Here is a 19,197-nt window from a genome sequence, read left to right as displayed (position 1 = left end):
AGGCGTATAAGGCGTTTTCTGATCCGTCTTATCCGACTACTTTTATTTTGATTGCGATACAGAGTACCATCGTTTAGAATGACAAATTCTTTTAGGCCAAGGTCAATGCCAATGGGCTCACCGGTCAGTGCTAACTTTGGCAATTCGACCTGTTCCACCAAACAGGTCAAGTAATACCGCCCAGCCTTAAAATTGATCCGACCGTGTTTAATAACGAAGTGTTCTGAGTCTGTCGGAATGTAGCCCAACTCTTTTAAACGAACCCAGCCGAGCTTGGGTAACTTAATCCGGTGACGCTGACAGGCAATGATTTGCGTTTTACTGTTTTTAACAAAGTAGTAACTGCCTTGACCACGTTTAAAAGATCGCCAATGTGGAAAACCACTTTGTTTCTTGAAAAATCGTTTCATAGCCATATCAGCATCAATAAAAGCCTGCTTAACCGATTTGGCATATAAATCCTTGATCCATATATCATCAGGGTTAGCTTCTAGATATTCATGGTTAAATCACTTGCTAAAAGCGTAAGCATTTAAGTAGCAATAGCCCATTTCGTAGCGTTGCTGATTGATATCCAAAAACAGGTTATAGGCCCAACGACTGCCACCGATATGGCAATCAATCTGCCAGGCTTGTTTTTCAGTCGGCTTAATTTCGACTTTATAAGTGAGTAACATCAACTGTTCCGCCTTATGGAATTTAATCACCAAGGTGAGGTGTCTCTCATATTATACGGGATGGCTTTATCCCCAAAAGCCTTTTAATGAAATTCATATAAATCACTACTTATAAGCTATTAGCTAATACGGAAAGTTAAACTCCTAACTTTAACCTTGTTATAATCTTCACCGGACTTATAAGAATACAGAATAGTATAGAAGCACCACTTTACAAAGATTGATATCCTTTTACAGCAAAACAGTTACTGTTCATTCCTCCTTTGTAAAGTGCTATGTTTAAGATACAAAGCTCACGCACCAATGTCAATTTTTGCATCATTATTTCTTGGAGGTCTATTATGTCTGTAAATGTTTTTTTGGAACTAGTGGAAGCGAAAGCCAAAATCGCTTCCGTTTGGCCCTTTTTCATGGGACTCTTTTTTTCTTATTATGTGTTTGGTCAAGTTAACTGGCCGTTAGCAATCACTTTTTTCGTGGCGATGTTGCTGTTTAACATGGCGGTTGATGCCCACGACAACTATTCGGATTACCGCCATGCCACGGCTGAGGCTTCAGAGTGGAAGCAAAAAACTAACATTATTGGCGTGCATCATTTATCCGTCAACCTGATTCGTAACCTGATTATCTTAATGGCTGGCAGTGCCACTGTTCTGGGCATCTTGCTGGTGATTGAAACCAGTTGGCCGTTGTTAGTTATGGGCGTGTTCTGCTTTTTAGTGGGGTACTGCTATGCTGCTGGGCCACGGCCAATTTCTACCACGCCGTTCGGGGAAGCCTTTTCCGGGCTGACCATGGGTTTCGTGATCACTTTGATTTCCGTTTACATCAATACTTATCCGGTTCAGTCACTGACTTGGGCACTCTTTTTTAAAGTGTTGCTGACTTCCGGCATTGCGGTTTTTGCCATTGCTAACATTATGCTCGCCAACAACCTGTGTGATGCAGACGAAGACAAGACGCTGAACCGTAAAACCATCGTGTATTATCTGGGCAAGCCAGTCATGCTAAAAGTTTTTGTGGGTGATTACGTTGCTGGCTATATCTGCTTGATTGCCAGTGTTATTTTAGGCTACCTGCCGATCATGAGCCTGCTAGTCTTACTCAGCATTCCGCTGATTTATCGGAATACCCGTGCCTTTTTGGTTAAACAAGTGAAAAAGGAAACCTTTAAATACGCTGTTCAAAATGCTTTAATTATGGCATTGTTTTGCATCATCTGGATTGGTTTAGGTACTATTTTAGGCTGGTAAAGTCGCTTTCAGGTTGGCAAAACCGCGATTTTTCGAGTACACTAAGCATAAGTTAGAAACGTCAGACTGGACGTTATTTAGGAGGAAGTTATCGATGAAGTTACTAGAAGATCGAATCAAACGCGACGGCACTGTTTTACCCGGTGAAGTGTTAAAAGTGGATAACTTTTTGAATCATCAAGTTGATCCCCAGCTTATGTTTGAAATAGGTGCGGAGTTTAAGCGGCTGTTTGAAGGCGCAGGTGTTACCCGGATCTTAACGGTTGAATCATCTGGAATCGCGCCCGCTTTGATGGCAGGCTTTCAAATGAATGTGCCGGTGGTATTTGCACGTAAGCACCGGTCACTGACATTGACCGATAACCTCTATACGGCAACGGTCTATTCGTACACCAAGCAGGTTAACAACGATATCAGTATTGATAAACGGTTCATTGATCCGGATGATAAAGTGTTGATCATCGATGATTTCTTGGCTAACGGTCAAGCGGTGCAAGGTATGCTGGAAATTTGTAAAGCCGCACAGGTGGATGTAGCAGGTGTTGGTGTAGTAATTGAAAAGCGGTTCCAGAAGGGCCACAAAATGGTGCTGGATCAAGGCATCCATTTGGAGGCGCTGGCAAGTATTGCTTCTCTGGATGATAACCAGGTCACCTTTGCTGAGCCTGAGACGAAGTAAAGCTTTATCATTGCTATTTCGCTAGTCGGTTGGCACTGTACGATTGGAGGCGGGAACATGATTTGGACTATCATTTCAATTTTCGTCATTAGTTTCGTTTACATTACGTTAAACACACTTCGATTCATGCTCACCATGAAGGGGTACCGCAATTTGGCACCCATTTTGAGCGTAGTGGAAATCACGGTTTACGTGGTTGGTTTGGCCATGGTCTTGAACCAATTGGACAACGTTTGGAATGTCATTGCGTACGCTTTGGGTTACGGTGTCGGTGTTCGAGTCGGCATCTGGATTGAAGATAAGCTGGCACTGGGTTACATTATGGCCACTGTCATCCTCCCCAGTACGGACAGTGAATTGCCAAAGATTCTTCGTTCAAGCGGTTTTGGGGTGACTCAGAGCCAAGCGGAGGGCTTAGAGGGCGATCGGTTGGTGTTAGATATTTTGACTCCTAGAAATCAGGAGCAACGTCTGTACGGAATCGTGAACGACCGCGAACCTAAGGCCTTTATCATCACTTACGAGCCCAAATATATTTCTGGCGGTTTCTGGGTCAAGAAGGTTCGTCGCCGTTTTCGGCAGTAAAGTCGGGCATAAGACTTTTTAAAGATTCAGCGAAATAGTAGTACAATTTGTAAGTAAAGTTATAATGAAAATAAAAGATCATCTTTTATTGATAAGAAGGTAGTGAACAAATTTGGACAATCATGTTTTGTATCCAGGAGGCACCATTGGGGTAATCGGCGACAGTACAGATGGACCAATGATCGTGTCTGCAGCACGGCAAGCGGGTTTCAAAGTAGGCGCATACGGCCCCGATGAAACGAGTGAAATGCTGCAATTGGCTGATTTTAAAATCGTTGGCGAACTAGCTGACCATGACCGGTTGACTGATTTCGCAGAACGTTGTGATCTAGTCACTTACGATTCTCAACATCTTAGTCCGGACGTTCTCTCGGTGATTGAAGAGTCAACCCTGTTACCACAGGGCTCTGATTTTCAGATGATGATGCAGGATCGCTTACTTGAGCGAGCATTTTACGAACAACTCAACGTTAATATTCCACCTTATGCCACCATTGTCAGTCTTGATGACGTTTACCAATCAATTAATTCCATCGGTTACCCAAGTGTTCTTAAACCGATTCAAAAAGATTTGGTACATGGTCAAGAAATGACGATTCGGACTCAGACCGATATTGCGCAGGCTGCTGGTCTAATGGATTGGGGAACTTATATTCTAGAATCCACCGTGGATTATTCACGGGAGTTTACCGTGACCGTTGCGCGGGCTGCAAACGGGGAGGCCAGCTTGTTTCCAACAGTTGAAGTTAAACGCCAAAATGGGTTGATGGCTTGGGCTTATTTACCGGTAGCCATTGATCCGGATGTTCAAGCAGAAATGGATCGTATCTGTCACGAAATCGTGGCTAACGTGAAGTACGTGGGCGTTTTTGAAGTGGACTTTATGATCAACAATAACGGTTCGATTTACGTGAAACAGATCATTCCAACCTTTGGTGAAGCTGGACGAATCTTTGACCGGGCGACAACTGTTAGTCAATTTGAACAGCACCTGCGAGCAATCGCTGGGATGCCGTTAAGCGACGTTCAGGTTGTGAAGCCAACGGTGATGGCAGCTTTTACGCGGCAACAGGCCAACGCTATTCGGACGCAGTGGACTTTGAAGCCAAACTGGCACTTCTCATTCTACCGGCAAGGTCATCAAGATTTCGACGGTCAAAAATTGGCCGGGCATATTCTGGTTCAGGGTGACAACGTCAACAAGCTGTTAGAACAGCTGGAAGATACCGAGATTTGGTCGCAAGGTTCTACCGATTCTGAAATTGAATAATTAAGAGGTACTCTCACGAGGGTGCCTTTTTTGAATTTGGGCAAGGAAACACGTTCTTTTAAGAACGTGATGAATTGCCTTTTTCTGACATTGTTTGTTGGCAACTGGTTGGGAATATCGTATAATAAGAACATACGTTTGCCAACGACAAAACCAAAGGATGTTACCACTTATGACGCTAAAAGCGATTAAAACCCGTATCTATCCCACTGCACAACAACAGGAAAAAATTACGGCTAATTTCGGTTACTGCCGTTTCGTTTGGAATCAGTTGCTCGATATGCAGAAGCAGCGCTATGCCAACCGTGGCCGTTACGTCAACGAGTTTGGTATGAACTACCTCATTAAATGTTTGAAACAGGAATATCCCTTTCTTAGAGAAGCTGAATCAACTTCTCTGTTGCATGTGAGTCGTGACTTGCATCACGCCTATCAAAAACTGTTCAAAGAACACAAAGGGTTACCGAAGTTCAAGTCCCGTAAGTTTCCCAAGCAAAGCTATCAATGTAACGCAGTCAACCACAATATTCAGGTGATTGATAAGTATCATCTAAAGCTGCCCAAATTGGGATGCCTGAGATTTAAAGCTGGAAGACAACCAGTTGGTAAAATTAAGAACGTAACGATTCGACTCTCCGCTACCGGTAAGTTCTACGCCATTATCTTGGTTGATACTGATATTGAGCCATTAAACCGCACTGGTAAGGCCATCGGTATTGATATGGGTGTTGCTGATCTCATGATTACTTCCGATGGCGTTAAATACCCCACCATCCGGTTTGATAAACGGCTCAGTAAAAAGAAGCGTTACTGGGAAAAACGTTTGGCCCGGCGCAGACGTCAAGCCGAAAAAGAGATCGCCTGGGATAAGCACAATCAGGTACCCGAACCCAAAGAGTTGACTGATTTTAAGAACTACTTGAAGGCTAAGCGCATGGTCGCTAAATATAATGAGAAGATTGCCAATCAACGGGATAACTATCTGCACAACATCACTAAAGAATTGGTTGAGCAGTATGACGTGATAAAGATTGAAGATTTGAAAGCCAAAAATCTGCTAAAAAATCATAAACTCGCCCGAGCGATCGCCAACCAGTCATGGCGAAAATTACGTTTAATGCTGGAATATAAGTGTGCTTGGTATGGGAAACAGCTGGTCACTGTCAATCCACGAAAAACGTCCCAGCTCTGTTCAAGCTGTGGCTACGATGATGGCAAGCACACCTTAGACATTCGCCAGTGGACGTGTCCCAACTGCAGGATTAACCATGATCGCGATATCAATGCTGCAATGAATATTCTAAAAGCAACAGCATAATAAAAGACCAACTGGGCTGGAACGGCCCTTAGTCAATAACCGTAACCTCTGCGTACCATGCTTCTTTGAATGATACGTAAGTCAGCGGTGTTCCTAGAAGCTCATTACTTTAGTAACGAGTAGTTCACCCGATAAAAGTGTTGCTTTATCAATCAAGATAGGCGACAATTTTATTAGTGAATTTATAAAGATACGTGCTGAGAAGTAAATTGTTAGTGCGTGAGTAACCGTACAAACAGGAGAGGAATAATATTGTGGCTGAATCTGCATTGTTAGCAAAACTGAATAAGGAACAACGAGAAGCTGTTGAGCATACCGAGGGGCCGCTGTTGATCATGGCTGGTGCCGGTAGTGGTAAGACGCGGGTTTTGACCCACCGGATCGCTTACTTGATTGAAAAAGGCATCATGCCTTGGCACGTGCTGGCCATTACCTTTACCAACAAGGCGGCTCGTGAGATGCGCGAACGAATCGTCAAGCTGTTAGGACCAGAGGGCAACGATGTCTGGGCCTCAACTTTCCATGCGCTGTGTGTGCGAATTTTGCGCCGTCACGCGGATAAGTTAGGGTATAACAGAGCGTTCTCGATTGCCGATACCGGTGATCAGCGGACGTTAATGAAGCGGGTATTAGCCGATATGAACGTGGACACGAAACAGTTTGATCCACGGGCAATCTTGGGCAAAATTTCCAACGCTAAAAACGAACTTAAAACCCCTAAGCAGTTAGCTCAGGAAGCCGGTAACCCCATGGATGAGGTGACGGCACGAGCTTACGACGCTTATCAAAACGGGTTGCAGCGTAATCAAGCCATGGATTTTGATGATTTAATCATGTTGACTATCCAGTTATTTAATGAGAATAAGGATGTACTGGCGGAATACCAAAAGAAGTTCCAGTACATTCACGTGGATGAATACCAAGATACCAACGATGCGCAATATACGTTAGTGAATATGCTGGCACGTGAGCACCATAACCTCTGTGTTGTGGGTGATTCCGACCAAAGTATTTACGGTTGGCGTGGTGCTAACATTGAAAACATCATGAACTTTGAGAAGGATTATCCGGATGCTCACGTCACCATGCTTGAGCAAAATTACCGTTCAACCAAAACTATTTTGGACGCTGCTAACCAGGTGATCAAAAACAACGGCTACCGGAAGGATAAAAACCTCTGGACTGAAAACGATCAGGGTGAAAAGATTCATTATTATCGTGGTCAAAGCGAAAACGATGAAGCGCGTTACGTTGTTTCTCAAATTCAGGATTTAATGCATGAACAACATTACCAGTATGGTGATTTTGCAGTCCTGTACCGGACTAACGCCCAGTCACGGGTAATGGAAGAAACACTGGTCAAAGCTAACGTACCGTATACCATTGTTGGCGGGCATAAGTTCTATGACCGTAAAGAAATCAAGGACATGCTGGCTTATTTGACATTGGTGGCTAACGGGGCGGATACCCTGAGTCTGGAACGGGTAATCAACGAACCTAAACGTGGGATCGGTAATGGGTCGTTGACCAAGTTACGGGCGTTTGCGCAAGATAACGGCTGGTCAGAATTAGAAGCAGCCATGAACGTTGATGTAGCCAACGATATTTCCAGTCGTGCTCGCGGTGCGATTGGCGGTTTTGCCACTACGATTCAAAAACTGCAGGCCATCGTCAAAGAAAGCACCGTGACAGAATTAACTGAACAAATCTTGGACACTACCGGCTATAAAGCGGCATTACAAGCGTCCCGCAGTTTGGAGTCAGAAACCCGTCTGGAAAACATCCAGGAATTTTTGTCAGTAACACAAAAATTTGATGAAAGTTACGATGCCGATGAGAGTGATTCGGGTGATCGTATCGTTGATTTTCTAGCAGAATTGGCATTGGTTTCTGATCAGGACGACGTGGATGAAGAACCTGCTCAAGTGACCTTAATGACGCTACATGCCGCCAAGGGTCTAGAATTTCCAGTTGTCTTCCTCATCGGGATGGAAGACGGCATTTTCCCACTAAGTCGTGCCATGGAAGACCATGATCAGCTGGAAGAAGAACGTCGATTGGCTTACGTGGGAATTACCCGTGCTAAGCAGCGACTCTTTATTACCAACGCCTTTTCACGGATGCTGTATGGTCGGCCACAACGAAATCCACAATCCCGCTTTATTGAAGAAATTGAACCGGAACTGCTGCAAATGGATAACCGGACAACTCCTGGCGAGAGTGGTGCAACTTCATTACGGACGCCATTTGACCGGCGTACCGCATCAGCCACGGCCACTACTTATCACCAGAAGCGTTCCAGTTCAGTGACCGTAAACAACGGTACTGGTGCGGATAAACAAGCTTGGCGAACGGGTGATAAAGTCACCCATAAGAAGTGGGGGACGGGTACCGTGGTTAAAATCAACGGTACTGGTGAAGATATGGAACTGGATATCGCCTTCCCGCAAGAAGGTGTCAAACGACTATTAGCTGCCTTCGCACCAATTACGAAGGTAGAAGAATAACAGGGGTGTTGAAATGGAACCATCACTTGATTCTCTAACAAAAGCAGAAGCAGAGACTTTAGCAAAGCAACTTCGACCGCAGCTGCGTGCTTGGGGAGAGGCTTATTACAGTGAGGACGCCCCAACGGTTGAAGACTCAGTTTATGATCAAAAATACGCCCAATTAGTGGCTATCGAAACGAAGTATCCGGATTTAATCACACCTGATTCACCAACCCAAAACGTGGGGGGCGACATTTCATCCGATTTTTCTAAGGTGACTCACGACATTCCCATGCTGTCATTGGGTGACGTTTTCTCAAAGGAAGAACTGGCAGACTTTGTGAACCACATTACGGAAAACGAGGCTGGTACGTACAATTGCGAGCTAAAAATTGACGGTCTGGCAATTTCGTTACGTTATGTAGATGGTAAGCTGGTTCAGGGATCAACTCGAGGTAACGGTCAGATTGGCGAGGATATTACGGCTAATCTGAAGACCATTCCGTCGATTCCCACACAGCTCAGCCGGCCATTGACCATTGAAGTCCGTGGCGAGTGCTACATGCCCAAGGCGTCCTTTATTGAACTGAATAAACGACGGGATGCTGAAGGCAAGTCGGTGTTTGCTAATCCGCGGAACGCTGCTGCTGGCAGTTTACGCCAGTTAAATACCAAGATAACGGCAGAACGAAAACTCAGCACGTTTATGTATAACGTGGCTGACTATGAACCACTGAACACGCGGACTCAAAGTGGCCTCATTGATGAGCTTGCCGAACTTGGATTTACGACTAACCCGAATTATCGAGTGGCTCACAATATGGATGAGGTTAACGCCTACATTGATGAATATACGCAGCAGCGTGATGATTTGTCCTATGGCATTGATGGCATTGTAGTGAAGGTTAATTCATTGCCAGTACAGCGTTCCATGGGGGCCACGGTTAAGGTGCCTCGTTGGGCGATTGCCTATAAGTTTCCACCAGAAGAAGCGGCAACCGTCGTTCACGATATTGAATGGACAGTTGGCCGTACTGGTGTCGTCACACCAACCGCGATTATGGATCCGGTGCAATTAGCCGGCACGACGGTTGCCCGGGCTACGCTGCACAACCCCGATTATTTAATTGAAAAAGACATCCGCATTAACGACACCGTGATGCTGCATAAAGCCGGCGACATTATTCCGGAAATTTCCAATTATGTGCCTAGCAAACGGCCAGCTGACAGCAAGCCATACGTGATTCCAACGCAGTGTCCATCCTGTGGTGCGACACTGGTTCATTTAGACGGTGAAGTGGCGTTGCGCTGCATTAATCCGCGCTGTCCGAAACAGCTAACGGAACAGATGACCCATTTCGCGTCACGAAATGCCATGAATATTGATGGTCTCGGCCCACGGATCATCAGTCAGTTATTTGAAAAGAAGTACGTTGAAGATGTTGCCGACTTATACGACCTGACCTTTGATCAATTGGTGACGTTAGATAAATTTGGTGAGAAATCTGCTAATAATTTATTAAATGCGTTGGATAACAGTCGCAATAATTCGCTAGAACGCTTATTATTTGGATTAGGGATTCGTCACGTGGGCAATAAAGCTGCTCGATTGATTGCTGCTCACTTTAATACCATGGCTAATGTGATGGCTGCCAGTCAGGAAGAAATCGCAGAGATCGATTCAGTTGGCGACACGATTGCGGATAGTCTAGTCACTTATTTCAGTAATGAAGGCGCTCGTCAGTTGGTTCATGAACTTGAAACGCGTGGGGTCAACATGACTTACACCTCGGGTACTGAACAAGCTGCACCGACAGATGGTTTCTTCAGCGGTAAGCGTGTGGTGCTTACTGGTAAGTTAACCAGTATGACACGCGGTGATGCCAGTGCTTGGCTGGAAGCTCAAGGCGCAGATGTGACGAGCAGTGTTTCCAAAAAGACGGACCTTGTGATTGCGGGAACGGATGCCGGCAGTAAGTTGACCAAGGCAGAAGCTCTCGACGTACCAGTCTGGAACGAAGAACGGTTTGCAGCCGAGATGTCGAACCAGTCTGAAGATGGAGGAAAGAAGTAATGAAACGATTTAAAGCCTTATTTGTGATGGCAATTTGCGGACTCTTTTTAAGTGCCTGTGGTAATTTAGGGAGTTCTAACGGTGCCAGCACCAGTGGCAGTAGTAGCAATAAGGGGACTCAGCTCACTGGACAGGCTGCTGCTGGCGACTACCAAAGTGTCATCAAAAACGGCCGGTATGTGACCAGCAAGTCTCGTGGTGTCAATGTTTCTCAAAACGACAATCAGTTTAATCTGAAGAGTTTTGAAAGTGGTCTGCTGACCGTTTCTAAGAAGGTTTATTCACCAAGCAAGTACATTTTTGAAGAGGGACAGTATTTGAATACCAGTACCGTTCAAAACTGGTTGGGACGCAAATCGAAGTCTAATCCAGATGGCTTAAACCCCGTCAATAATGGTAAAACGGATCCGAATACCCGAAATCCCATCTACCTGCAACAGATGGAAGAACAAGATTTCATGAAGCAAAACGGTAAAAAGTTAACGCTGTCTGGTATTACCATTGGACTGGGCATGAACTCCGTTGACTATTACGAAAAGAAGAACTTTGGTTCAACTTATCAGACCAAGATCAGTAAGGCGGAAGCTCAGCGTGAAGGTCGTCAGATTGCGAATAAAGTGCTTGCTCGGCTACGTCAAAAACCAGCTTTGAAGAACGTGCCAATCACCATTGCACTTTATCGACAGGCACCAACGGATAGCTTAGTTGGGGGCAGCTTCTTCTCTTATTCAAACAACCGGGCTGGCGCCACGACAGTCAGCTCATGGAAGCCGATTAGCGAACAAAGTTACGTTTATCCCACAACGTCTTCTAAAGCAACCAATGCCGGTTCAGGAAGTGGCAATTCAAACGACGAGGCGTCCTTTGAAAACTTTAAGAGTCAAATTCAAAACTACTTTCCTAATTTGAGCGGGGTTACCGCTCAGGCACACTACACTAATAAACAGTTGACCGGGATGAACGTTAAGATTACAACGCAATTCTATAGTCAAACTGAAATTATTAGTTTTACGCAGTATCTGCAACAAGCTGCGCAAAAATACTTACCATCTAACGCACCGATTGACATTACCGTCAGTTCCACAGATGGGGTCCAATCGTTCTTAAGTCGTGACAATGGTGCGAAGAAGTTTACGTCTCACGTCTTCAATAGTTATTGATTGAAATTGCGTCAAGAAAAAATAGCACTGGTCTGAGCCTTAAAACCAGTGCTATTTTGAGTCATATTGTGGTAGTATATTTGATGTGTAGCGTAATTTACGCAGAATTCTTGTGAAAGAGGGAAACTTGATGGCAAGTCGAATTGATCAAGACCAGGTACAACACGTTGCCTCGTTAGCGAAGTTAAGTCTGAACGACGATCAACTGAAGTACTTTACCACCCAATTAGATGAAATTATTGGGTTATTTGAAACCTTAAACGAAGTCGATACTGAAGGGATTGAACCCACTTCAAGTGTCAGCGACCAGATCAACGTTATGAGAGAAGACGTTGCCGACAACTGGGGACAGCGTGATGCCTTACTGGCTAACGCACCAGAATCTGAAAAAGGCTACATTCGAGTACCAACGATTATTGATGAAAGTGAGGATGAGTAGAAACGATGAACTATTTCGAAAAAGATCTCACATCGCTGCATGATGACTTAGTGGCTAAGCGGATCAGTGTAACTGATTTGGTTAAGGCTACTTTTGATAACATTGCAGCTACTGACCCTGACTTAAACGCCTTTTTGGCTTTAAACAAGGATGCAGCCTTAAAGAAAGCTGCTGAAATGGACGAAAAGGGTGTTGACCCAGATAACATCCTTGCCGGTATTCCACTCGCGATTAAAGATAACATCGTGACCAAGGGACTGACCACAACAGCTGCTTCTAAGATGCTGGAAAACTTTGTGCCAGTTTATGATGCCACGGTGGTTAGCACCTTGAACGATAAAGGTGTAATTAACGTTGGTAAGACCAACATGGACGAATTTGCCATGGGTGGTTCAACTGAAAACTCTGCTTTTAAGACTACTAAGAACGCTTGGGATTATACCCGTGTACCTGGTGGCTCATCAGGTGGTTCAGCTGCTGCCGTTGCTGCCGGTGAAGTGGTTGCCGCATTTGGTTCCGATACTGGTGGTTCGATTCGTCAGCCATCCTCATTTAACGGCATCGTTGGGATGAAGCCAACGTACGGCCGCATTTCTCGTTGGGGCTTGATTGCCTTTGCTTCTAGCCTCGATGAGATTGGTCCAATGACTCGGACAGTGAAGGATAACGCAATCTTGCTCTCCGCTGTTGCCGGTCATGATGATCACGATCTGACCACTTCTACTAAGGAAGTGCCAGATTTTGCTGCTGAATTGAACGATCAAACCAGCGTTAAAGGGATGAAAATCGGTTTACCTAAGGAATTCTTAGGTGAAGGTGTTGACCAAGAAGTTAAAGACGCGATTTTGGCTGCTGCCGATAAGTACCGCGAACTTGGTGCAACGGTTGACGAAGTGTCATTACCGCATAACAAGTACGGTGTTGCTGCTTACTACATCATTGCTAGTTCAGAAGCTTCATCTAACTTACAACGGTTTGATGGGATTCGTTACGGTCACCGTTCTAAAGACGTTAAGAACCTAGAAGACGTTTATGTGAACTCTCGTAGTGAAGGCTTTGGTGACGAAGTTAAGCGTCGGATCATGCTGGGGACATTCTCCCTTTCAGCCGGTTTCTACGATGCCTACTTCAAGAAGGCCGCTCAAGTACGGACACTGATCATTAACGACTTCCAAGCCGTTTTGAAAGATCACGATTTCATCATGGGTCCAGTTGCCCCAACGCCAGCTTACAAGATTGGCGAAGAAGTTTCTGACCCAATGACCATGTATATGAACGATATTTTGACGATCCCTGTTAACCTTGCTGGATTGCCAGGAATGTCGATTCCTGCTGGCTTTGCTAAAGGCTTGCCAGTTGGGATGCAACTCATCGGTCGGCCATTTGACGAATCGACCCTTTACAAAGCCGGTTATGTCTTCGAACAAGCCACTGATTTTCACAAACAAACACCTAAGCAAGGGGGTAATAACTAATGAATTTTAAAACAACTATCGGACTTGAAGTCCACGTTGAATTAAAAACCAATTCCAAGATCTTTAGTCCATCTCCCGTAGAGTTTGGTGATGATCCTAACGCCAACACCAACGTCATTGATTGGGGCTATCCTGGGGTATTACCAACCACCAACAAAGGTGTTGTGAAGTCCGGTATCATGGCTGCTTTAGCACTTCATGCGCAAGTTGAACCACATACTCACTTCGACCGGAAGAACTACTTCTATCCTGATAACCCTAAGGCTTACCAAATTACCCAATCTGATAAGCCAATCGCTCATGATGGCTGGATTGAAATCGACGTTGATGGTGAAAAGAAACGCATCGGGATTGCCGAAATGCATATTGAAGAAGATGCCGGTAAGAACACCCATGAACGTGACTATTCATACGTTGACTTGAACCGTCAAGGCACACCGTTGATTGAAATCGTATCGAAGCCAGAAATTGCTTCTCCTGACGAAGCCTATGCCTACCTTGAGGCACTGCGTCAACGGATTCAATTTACCGGGATTTCTGACGTGAAGATGGAAGAAGGTTCCATGCGTGTCGATGTCAACATTTCCATTCGCCCTGAGGGTCAAAAGGAATACGGGACAAAGACTGAGCTGAAGAACTTGAACTCCTTTAACTACGTCCGTAAAGGGCTAGCGTTTGAGGAACAGCGTCAGCAACGTGTCCTGATGTCTGGTGGCGAGATTCAACAAGAGACCCGTCGGTTTGACGAGACCACTGGTCAGACCATTTTGATGCGTGTTAAGGAAGGTTCCGATGATTACCGTTACTTCCCAGAACCAGATCTACCAGCACTGAACATCAGTGATGAATGGGTCAATGAGATTGGTGCTGAAATGCCAGAAATGCCAGGGAGTCGTCGTTTACGTTACGTTAAAGAACTTGGCTTAACGGATTACGATGCTATGGTTCTGACTCAAACCAAGGAAATGGCCGATTTCTTCGATGAAACGGTTAAACTTGGTGCCGATCCTAAGTCAGCTGCCAACTACCTTCAAGGTGACGTGAACGCCTTCTTGAACGAACAGCATGCTGATTTACAGGATACTCAACTGACACCAGCTAACTTAGCAGGTATGATCAACTTGATTACTGATGGTACCATTTCATCTAAGATGGCCAAGAAGGTCTTCAAGGCTATTACCCAAGGAAAAGAACCAAAAGCCTTTGTTGAAGAAAAGGGTCTGGTTCAATTATCCGACCCAGCTCAACTGCAACCGATTATTGATTCAGTACTTGCTGATAACCAACAATCAATTGATGACTACAATAACGGTAAAGACCGTGCCGTTGGGTACCTTGTGGGTCAAATCATGAAGCAAACTCACGGTAAGGCTAACCCTCAAGTGGTTAACAAGCTGTTGATTGCTTCACTTAAAAAGTAAACGTTAGTTGTTTAATATTGGAGGGAGACACTTATGCGGAAACGTGCGCGAGTGATATATAATCCTTCTTCTGGTCGGGAGGCCTTGAAGAAAGATATGATCGATATTTTAGGAGTCTTCGAACAGGCGGGGTACGAGACGAGCGCGTTTGCCACTACCCCAGCTCCTAATTCGGCACGTGATGAAGCCGAACGGGTAAGTCGCGAAGGCTTTGATTTAGTTGTGGCAGCCGGTGGCGATGGGACTATTAACGAGGTCGTCAACGGGATTGCCGGCTTGAAGAAGCGGCCGAAAATGGCCATTATTCCAGCCGGTACCACGAATGATTACGCTCGTGCACTACGAATTCCACGTGAGGATCCATTAGCTGCTGCCAAAGTCGTTTTAAAGAACCAAACGATTAAAATGGATATTGGCTTGGCAGGTAAGAAGTACTTCGTCAACATTGCCGGTGGTGGACGTTTAACCGAGTTAACTTACGAAGTGCCATCCAACTTAAAAACGTTGTTTGGCTACTTAGCCTACCTGGTGAAGGGCGCAGAACTTTTGCCCCGGATTCGACCATTTAAGGTAGACCTTAAGTACGATGGTGAAGAATATAAGGGCGAAGCATCCATGTTCTTCTTGGCATTAACCAATTCGGTTGGTGGTTTTGAGCAGATCGTGCCGGATGCGTCATTAAATGATGGCAAGTTTACCATGATCATTGTGAAAACCAGCAATTTCGCTGAAATTTTGCATCTGATGACCTTAGTGTTAAATGGTGGTAAGCACATTAACGATCCGCGGATTATTTATCGTAAAGTGCGTAAGGTTGAGGCTAAACCGACTGGTGATTCAAAAATCATGATTAATTTGGATGGTGAATACGGTGGTGATGCACCGATGACCTTCGTTAATTTGAAGCAGCATATCGAAACTTATGCCAATCTGGATGATATTCCAGACACTGCCGTGGAAACTGAAACACCCGAATTCCTTGAAGCTGAGCGCAAATTCTTAGCTGGAGTTCAGGAGTTGCCAGAGGACGAAGAACCAAAGAAATAGTTTTTTAGGTATTAATTGGGAGGGTTTTGCTGTATGATACGTAAGGCAGCAAAACCTTTCTTTTGGTTAAAACAAGGAGATTTTAATGAAAATACAAGCACCAGTAGCAAAAAACGAAACGTATACGGGTACCGTAATGGACCTGACCTATGAAGGTAACGGCGTGGTTAAGATTGACAACTATTCATTGTTTATCGCCAATGCTTTACCAGGTGAAGAGATCAAGTTTGTGGTCACAAAAGTCGGCAAAAGCTTTGGTTTTGGCCGGGTCTTGGAACATTTAACGACTTCACCAGACCGGGCTGAAATCGATGAGAAGGACCGTAAACTTGCCCAGGCAGGAATCGCACCTTTACAACACATGGTTTATCCGGCACAGCTTCGTTTTAAACAGCACCAAATCGAATCATTATTGGCCAAGAATAAACTTGACCTTAGTGTTTCTGAAACCATTGGGATGGAAACCCCATACCATTACCGGAATAAAGCACAGATTCCAGTTCGGACAGTTAGGGGACAGTTAGAAACTGGCTTTTACCGTCAGCATTCCCATGACCTAGTTCCGTTGACTGATTTCTATATTCAAGACCCACGGATCGATAAAGCGATTGTGATCGTCCGAGATATTTTACGTGCCGAGGAAGTTCCAGCTTATGATGAAAAAACGCATAAGGGGATCATCCGTAACGTGATGGTTCGTCAGAGTTACTACGAAAAAGAAATGATGGTTGGTTTGATCACTAATAGCCACACGTTACCTCGTGCGAAGGCAATTGTAGAGCAAATTTCTGAACAATTACCAGAAGTGACCAGCATTATTCAAAACGTGAATAACCGGCCAACTAACGTGATTCTTGGCCCAATCACAAACGTCTTATACGGCGAACCTGTGATTCATGATTCACTGTTGGGCAACCGCTTTGAAATTTCAGCCCAATCGTTCTATCAGGTTAATCCTGTACAAACTGAAAAGTTGTATCAATTAGCCATCGACCGAGCTGGCTTAACCGGCAACGAAACTGTGATTGATGCTTATTGTGGTATTGGGACGATTTCCTTAGCCATGGCACGCCATGCCAAGGATGTTTACGGTGTTGAAGTTGTTTCAACTGCTGTAGAAGATGCTAAGAAGAATGCCAAACTGAATGGTTTGACCAATTTACACTTCGCAACTAATAAAGCTGAATACCAAATGGCTGAATGGCAGAAACAGGGCCTGAAACCGGATGTAATCGTTGTTGATCCACCTCGTAAAGGGTTGGACGAAACGTTGATTGAAAGTGCAGCAGCAATGCAGCCTAAGAAGGTCGTTTACGTCAGCTGTAATCCATCGACATTAGTTCGTGATATTCAACGTTTTGCAGAAAAAGGTTACCACGTGACTGAACCTATTCAGCCTGTAGACCAATTTCCACAAACGCCACATATCGAATCCGTTACGTTATTGGAAAAAGATTAAAATTTGTTTAATGAAAAGAACTACCGAGATTTCAGTCTCAGTAGTTCTTTTTTTATGTCTCAATACCTTGATTACTCACAGTGTTTTAATTTATAATCGATTCAACGTTAACACACAAGCGGGGGATCTCGGATGTTAGACAATCTATTGAGCGTTATTAAAGCAGAAGGTGTCAGTGAACAACTGTATCATGGATTAGTAGGACTAGAAATTGAGGAAAACCGGGTCAATACGAAGGGACAGCTCAGCCGTGAACCACATCCGCAGATGTTAGGTTCACGAACCTTTCATCCGTATTTACAAACGGATTTTGCTGAGACACAAGCAGAACTCATTACGGACCCTAATCCTAACATCGGTGGCGTACTGGATCAGTTAGATACACTGCAGACGGTTTTTTATCGTTCAATGCAGGGTGGTGATCGCATCTGGCCTTTGAGCATGCCGCCACGGCTCACTACTGATGACAAGGACTTTATCGAAGCACATTTCGAACGGCCAGCTTTCAGGGATTACCGTGATTATCTTACAGAAAAATACGGGATTGCCTCCAAGATTATGACGGGTGTTCACTTAAACTACAGTATTCCAGATCCAGTGATCAACCGGTTATATGCCCATTACGAAGACGAGTTTCAGCGAGTCACTGACTTTCGGAATGCACTTTATTTCAGAATGGCGCAAAATCTGGTGTTAAATCGGTGGTTGATTACTTATTTATTTGGCGCTTCACCCGTTGCTGAGGATGGGTTCTTTGACCAACTGCCAGCAAGTTTGTCACAACCCGTGAGAAGTATTCGCAATAGTCACTTTGGCTACGCTAATTTACCCGACGATGGCGTAGATGCCACCATTTATCAATCTTTACCGCACTTCGTTGAACGACTTTCTAGTTTGATTGAGAGTAAAAAGTTGTACAGTCAAGCTGAATTTTATGGTCCGGTTCGTTTGCGCGGCGTAGATGAATTGAGTCAGATGGCGACTAAAGGCGTGCGGTATCTGGAGTTTCGTTGCTTGGATACCACGCCGTTCCGTTCAAACGGGATTAGTCGTCACGCGCTTTACTTGATGAAGCTGTTGTTCATTTATGCGCTAGTGACGCCCGTGGATGATGATCAGATTATTGACCGGCTAAAACAGGCTGACGCAGATAATGAACGGGTAGCATTAGAAAATCCGACCCAAGCAACGTTTAAGACTGCTGAAGGACAGCAATTCTTCCGTCAGCTACACGAACTAGCGGTTCAACTAAAGGCGCACACAGAGCTGATTAATGCGATTGACGACTTTGCTGAAGTCATGACCCACCCAGAACTTACGCCATCTGCTAAGCTAGTGAGTCATTTGGATGACAATGGCAGTTTGATGACCTTTGCCAATCAACGGGCTTCAGCGTGGAAGGCGGCACGTGTGGGCACAGACCAGTTACTACCGAGAATGTCACGCTTAAATATTCATGCCCAAGAGCTGGTCTTTCGAGCGATTCAACTGGGCATCAGATACTATGCCGTTCGCGACGAAAACGGTGCCATCATGCTGATGCTGACGTTTAACTCCATTACACAGGTAGTTGAAGCAAATCGGGTGCCTGATGAACCCGCAACGGAATACTTGAAGCACATGTTTCCAGATTTGCCATTGCCGGATGCGGATAATGACCAGGCAATGTAAAAGTGTGCATAATAAATGAGGTTGTGCCATAAGTCTATATTGGTAAAAATTTCATTTGGTTTCTTGACTTAAAGACAATTTAAAGTTTGCTTTTGTTCAATACTTTAATCTAGTCTAAACCTGCGCTACAACTCAGATTCCGGCCATTTAACGCAAAAAAACGTATTCCGACAAAGTTCG

General features: G+C 44.8%; 15 protein-coding genes and 1 pseudogene. 14 read left to right on the top strand and 2 right to left on the bottom strand.

The features are described 5' to 3' along the window. Both AC6H04_RS05570 and AC6H04_RS05565 read right to left on the bottom strand, forming a co-directional pair. A pseudogene (locus AC6H04_RS05570) lies at positions 1-410 on the bottom strand (RNA-guided endonuclease TnpB family protein); the annotation flags it as partial. A gap of 99 nt (positions 411-509) precedes the next feature. Then, positions 510-677, bottom strand: a complete 168-nt coding sequence (locus tag AC6H04_RS05565; RefSeq protein ID WP_497570745.1) for a helix-turn-helix domain-containing protein — start codon at positions 675-677, stop codon at positions 510-512. A 341-nt stretch (positions 678-1,018) separates the two neighbouring features. Between AC6H04_RS05565 and AC6H04_RS05560 the strand changes: the two genes are divergently transcribed. From AC6H04_RS05560 to AC6H04_RS05495, 14 genes are all read left to right on the top strand, one after another. Further along, positions 1,019-1,930, top strand: coding sequence for a 1,4-dihydroxy-2-naphthoate polyprenyltransferase (locus tag AC6H04_RS05560; protein ID WP_497570744.1), 912 nt, complete (start codon positions 1,019-1,021; stop codon positions 1,928-1,930). Positions 1,931-2,024: 94 nt separating this feature from the next. Continuing rightward, positions 2,025-2,609, top strand: a complete 585-nt coding sequence (locus tag AC6H04_RS05555) for a xanthine phosphoribosyltransferase (protein ID WP_497570743.1) — start codon at positions 2,025-2,027, stop codon at positions 2,607-2,609. A gap of 57 nt (positions 2,610-2,666) precedes the next feature. Next, positions 2,667-3,194 carry a DUF2179 domain-containing protein gene (locus tag AC6H04_RS05550; RefSeq protein ID WP_497570742.1) on the top strand — a complete coding sequence of 176 codons (528 nt, stop codon included), beginning with the start codon at positions 2,667-2,669 and terminating at the stop codon, positions 3,192-3,194. A 112-nt stretch (positions 3,195-3,306) separates the two neighbouring features. Next, positions 3,307-4,464 (top strand): ATP-grasp domain-containing protein, encoded by a 1,158-nt coding sequence (locus tag AC6H04_RS05545; RefSeq protein ID WP_497570741.1) that lies wholly within the window; start codon positions 3,307-3,309, stop codon positions 4,462-4,464. Between the two features lie 172 nt (positions 4,465-4,636). Next, the gene (locus AC6H04_RS05540; protein WP_497570740.1) at positions 4,637-5,782 is read left to right on the top strand and encodes an RNA-guided endonuclease TnpB family protein; all 1,146 of its coding nucleotides are present in this window, start codon (positions 4,637-4,639) and stop codon (positions 5,780-5,782) included. 254 nt (positions 5,783-6,036) lie between these two features. Then, a complete protein-coding gene (gene pcrA / locus AC6H04_RS05535; protein WP_497570739.1) occupies positions 6,037-8,289 on the top strand; it encodes a DNA helicase PcrA in 2,253 nt (750 codons plus the stop codon). A 13-nt stretch (positions 8,290-8,302) separates the two neighbouring features. Beyond that, complete coding sequence (gene ligA / locus AC6H04_RS05530) at positions 8,303-10,345, top strand: NAD-dependent DNA ligase LigA (protein ID WP_497570738.1); 2,043 nt, start codon at positions 8,303-8,305, stop codon at positions 10,343-10,345. After that, the gene (locus AC6H04_RS05525) at positions 10,345-11,505 is read left to right on the top strand and encodes a CamS family sex pheromone protein (RefSeq protein WP_497570737.1); all 1,161 of its coding nucleotides are present in this window, start codon (positions 10,345-10,347) and stop codon (positions 11,503-11,505) included. The genes ligA and AC6H04_RS05525 overlap by 1 nt, the downstream gene beginning before the upstream one ends. Positions 11,506-11,635: 130 nt before the next feature. After that, complete coding sequence (gatC, locus tag AC6H04_RS05520; RefSeq protein ID WP_098825781.1) at positions 11,636-11,944, top strand: Asp-tRNA(Asn)/Glu-tRNA(Gln) amidotransferase subunit GatC; 309 nt, start codon at positions 11,636-11,638, stop codon at positions 11,942-11,944. A 5-nt stretch (positions 11,945-11,949) separates the two neighbouring features. Further along, the gene (gene gatA / locus AC6H04_RS05515; RefSeq protein WP_497570736.1) at positions 11,950-13,419 is read left to right on the top strand and encodes an Asp-tRNA(Asn)/Glu-tRNA(Gln) amidotransferase subunit GatA; all 1,470 of its coding nucleotides are present in this window, start codon (positions 11,950-11,952) and stop codon (positions 13,417-13,419) included. Next, positions 13,419-14,840, top strand: coding sequence for an Asp-tRNA(Asn)/Glu-tRNA(Gln) amidotransferase subunit GatB (gene gatB, locus AC6H04_RS05510; protein ID WP_497570735.1), 1,422 nt, complete (start codon positions 13,419-13,421; stop codon positions 14,838-14,840). The genes gatA and gatB overlap by 1 nt, the downstream gene beginning before the upstream one ends. Before the next feature lie 33 nt (positions 14,841-14,873). Next, positions 14,874-15,887, top strand: coding sequence for a diacylglycerol kinase (locus AC6H04_RS05505; RefSeq protein WP_497570734.1), 1,014 nt, complete (start codon positions 14,874-14,876; stop codon positions 15,885-15,887). Positions 15,888-15,972: 85 nt separating this feature from the next. After that, entirely contained in the window at positions 15,973-17,346 is a 1,374-nt protein-coding gene (gene rlmD, locus AC6H04_RS05500) for a 23S rRNA (uracil(1939)-C(5))-methyltransferase RlmD (RefSeq protein WP_497570733.1), read from the top strand. A gap of 132 nt (positions 17,347-17,478) precedes the next feature. Further along, positions 17,479-19,017, top strand: coding sequence for a gamma-glutamylcysteine synthetase (locus tag AC6H04_RS05495; RefSeq protein WP_497570732.1), 1,539 nt, complete (start codon positions 17,479-17,481; stop codon positions 19,015-19,017). Positions 19,018-19,197: the final 180 nt, after the last annotated feature.

Source organism: Secundilactobacillus sp. MJ173, assembly GCF_059704265.1.
This window is presented reverse-complemented; position numbering and strand designations above follow the sequence as displayed.

Bases quoted from the DNA above. Each gene is read 5' to 3' on its own strand.
- AC6H04_RS05565 (WP_497570745.1), bottom strand. From the start codon at position 677: ATGTTACTCACTTATAAAGTCGAAATTAAGCCGACTGAAAAACAAGCC.
- AC6H04_RS05560 (WP_497570744.1), top strand. From the start codon at position 1,019: ATGTCTGTAAATGTTTTTTTGGAACTAGTGGAAGCGAAAGCCAAAATC.
- AC6H04_RS05555 (WP_497570743.1), top strand. From the start codon at position 2,025: ATGAAGTTACTAGAAGATCGAATCAAACGCGACGGCACTGTTTTACCC.
- AC6H04_RS05550 (WP_497570742.1), top strand. From the start codon at position 2,667: ATGATTTGGACTATCATTTCAATTTTCGTCATTAGTTTCGTTTACATT.
- AC6H04_RS05540 (WP_497570740.1), top strand. From the start codon at position 4,637: ATGACGCTAAAAGCGATTAAAACCCGTATCTATCCCACTGCACAACAA.
- ligA (WP_497570738.1), top strand. From the start codon at position 8,303: ATGGAACCATCACTTGATTCTCTAACAAAAGCAGAAGCAGAGACTTTA.
- AC6H04_RS05525 (WP_497570737.1), top strand. From the start codon at position 10,345: ATGAAACGATTTAAAGCCTTATTTGTGATGGCAATTTGCGGACTCTTT.
- gatC (WP_098825781.1), top strand. From the start codon at position 11,636: ATGGCAAGTCGAATTGATCAAGACCAGGTACAACACGTTGCCTCGTTA.
- gatA (WP_497570736.1), top strand. From the start codon at position 11,950: ATGAACTATTTCGAAAAAGATCTCACATCGCTGCATGATGACTTAGTG.
- gatB (WP_497570735.1), top strand. From the start codon at position 13,419: ATGAATTTTAAAACAACTATCGGACTTGAAGTCCACGTTGAATTAAAA.
- AC6H04_RS05505 (WP_497570734.1), top strand. From the start codon at position 14,874: ATGCGGAAACGTGCGCGAGTGATATATAATCCTTCTTCTGGTCGGGAG.
- rlmD (WP_497570733.1), top strand. From the start codon at position 15,973: ATGAAAATACAAGCACCAGTAGCAAAAAACGAAACGTATACGGGTACC.
- AC6H04_RS05495 (WP_497570732.1), top strand. From the start codon at position 17,479: ATGTTAGACAATCTATTGAGCGTTATTAAAGCAGAAGGTGTCAGTGAA.